Annotated in this window: 3 protein-coding genes and 1 pseudogene; all 4 read right to left on the bottom strand. The window is 39.7% G+C overall.

Features of this window, described 5'->3' with window-relative positions; all coding sequences use genetic code 11:
• Nucleotides 1-207 (bottom strand): annotated as a pseudogene (locus CI957_RS10995) (hypothetical protein); the annotation flags it as partial.
• A 143-nt stretch (nt 208-350) separates the two neighbouring features.
• Complete coding sequence (locus CI957_RS10990) at nt 351-599, bottom strand: hypothetical protein (protein ID WP_241646097.1); 249 nt, start codon at nt 597-599, stop codon at nt 351-353.
• A gap of 4 nt (nt 600-603) precedes the next feature.
• Nucleotides 604-1,623: a hypothetical protein gene (locus CI957_RS10160; RefSeq protein WP_096713077.1), complete on the bottom strand. Its 1,020-nt coding sequence runs from the start codon at nt 1,621-1,623 to the stop codon at nt 604-606.
• Between the two features lie 272 nt (nt 1,624-1,895).
• Nucleotides 1,896-2,172: rubrerythrin family protein (locus CI957_RS10155; protein ID WP_164909093.1), on the bottom strand; the 277-nt coding region annotated here is incomplete at its 5' end.

Genomic DNA, 2,172 nt, shown 5'->3' with positions numbered 1-2,172 from the left:
GTTCATAAATTTACCTAAGACGGAGATTTCCACATCATTCCCACCATTGTTGGGGTCAATTAATGCAAGAATATCTGCATAGTCTTTGGCAAGTTTTCCGGATTCCCATTCAATACCATAACTTTTTCTTTGGGATATTCTATTATTTCGATCCCATATAGCTTTTAATTTCAGAACAATCAACGTTGCTCTGTTGGGTACTGCCATTTCGATGTTACCCCGAATTGCCCTGGTTTCAGTGTTTCCGTCAAGAATACTGAAATCTAAATACTCATCTGTCCCTTCAAACGGAAATGGTTTTTCTCTTGTTGCAAAATCAATAATTACAGACCCTGCTTTGGTTACTTTTTTTACACTTCGGGGTTGTCCGGGCAGTCTGTATGGTACAAAATCACGCTCTTTTCGCAGATATTTAGACTATTTCGTGTACTATTATTGGTAATGAGATCGATATCTACTGAGCCATACCAGGGATTATATGAATCAACTGCCCATCCGTCAATTAGCACGGTTGTAGGGTTATCGGTATCCTCTCTTTCATGGAGAAATCTGGTAATTACACGTAATTCATCCAGTGAAAAATTAATTATTTCACTCATTCTCTCATAAGAGGTCATATTTTGCAACCATTGCTTTTGTAATATCCATTGCAGAATATCCCATACCTGCCAGATCCAGAAGTGTCCGGGAAGCAGATACGATCCGGACACCCTCTTTTTCCAGAGTGTTCTGGAAAACTTCTCTGTCAGGCCTATAGATTATTGCCTTTATACTATTTCTCGAAGAAGATTCGAATAATTCTTTGAAATAATCTATATACTCATCATCCAAATATAAGTAAACTGCATCATTGCGCACTCCATAACCGGTATACAAAGCCGCTGCTGTGTATGAAGTAAATCCGACTGGTATATTGTGTTGCATAGAAAAAGCCCGGGTAATTTCCCTTGCTGCATCCATCGATTCACTGAAAGGGATCTGGATCTCGCAACTTTTAAGTTTATTTAGAGGACGTTCCCATGCAATACCATTTAGCAGTTTATCAGCATTAGAAATACTTACACGGTTGTTTTCCTTTTTCACAATATTCTGCTGAATAAGTGCCTGGATTGTTTTGTGCGCCCAGCCGTACGATATATCTTCAAGAATTGCCAGCTGCCGGATAGAGGTTTTCTTTTCTTTCAAAAGGCGGGACACTATTTTCCATGATTTGGCCGAAGTTATTCGATGGTTGCTGGGTTTGGACTGTTTTTCAGTGGTGAGTTTAATCGACCACGGAAGTTTTACCATGGTGATGTCCAGTTGGTCCATGAGCAGTTTTTCTCGTTCAGGAAAGGATTTGGCGGCAATAACCAATTGTATTTTTTTTGGGAATGTGTTTTTGAGACAGAAATCCCGAAGAAGATTCAATTTTGCAATAATGTCTACAGTGGCTTTCGATTTTATTCCAATAAAATAGATAGCATCATTTTCTTCTACTATTAGATCAGGATAGATAGGAAGGTTCATTGCAATATTTTCACTTAAAGTAGTGATGTCGGTATGGAGGGATTGTGGTGAAATATCCAGATATTTGCGGATATGATTTTGCACGTTGTTCCAATCAGTAGTTTCTGCACTCATCTTACCTATCACTATATGGTGATACCTATATAAACCTATCAGTGATAGTCTCGTTTTCCCAATTAAAGAAATCAGGCCGGTTTTACTCCACGGATGCGGGAGATTGCAGAGGAAGAGAAAGTGATTCTGATTGGTCTGGCAGATATGATTAAGGGATGAGATACATTCCAGTGTGATTGCTCTTTTTCAAAAAATTAGACTGATTCAGCGTTTTTATCAGAAAAAATTGAAGGAAAGGGGATTGCAATTGTTTTGCAACCTCATTAAAACTATCAGTACTCTTCGCACTTTCTCTCGAAATAGTTGTAGGGATGGTCGCATGAAGGACATTCTTCGGGAGGTTCGGGGCCTCTGTGCACATAACCACATTTGCGGCAGACCCATTCAACTTCCCTGTCTTTTTTGAAAACGGTCCCGTTTTCCACTTCCCGGAGAAGTTTTTCAAAGCGCTCTTTGTGATGCATTTCGGCCTTACCGATTGCTCTGAATCTTGCTGCGATTTCAGGCAGGTTCTCGTCTTCAGCAGTCTGTGCAAATTCGGGATACATG

This window comes from Methanohalophilus sp. WG1-DM (assembly GCF_004104135.1).
In the GTDB taxonomy this organism is placed as follows: domain Archaea; phylum Halobacteriota; class Methanosarcinia; order Methanosarcinales; family Methanosarcinaceae; genus Methanohalophilus; species Methanohalophilus euhalobius.
Note: the sequence above shows the minus strand (reverse complement) of the source record. Positions and strands in the feature narration are given on the sequence as shown.

What these genes read in the sequence shown, in the direction of transcription:
- CI957_RS10990 (WP_241646097.1), bottom strand. Translation starts at nt 599, where the DNA reads ATGAGTGAAATAATTAATTTTTCACTGGATGAATTACGTGTAATTACC.
- CI957_RS10160 (WP_096713077.1), bottom strand. Translation starts at nt 1,623, where the DNA reads ATGAGTGCAGAAACTACTGATTGGAACAACGTGCAAAATCATATCCGC.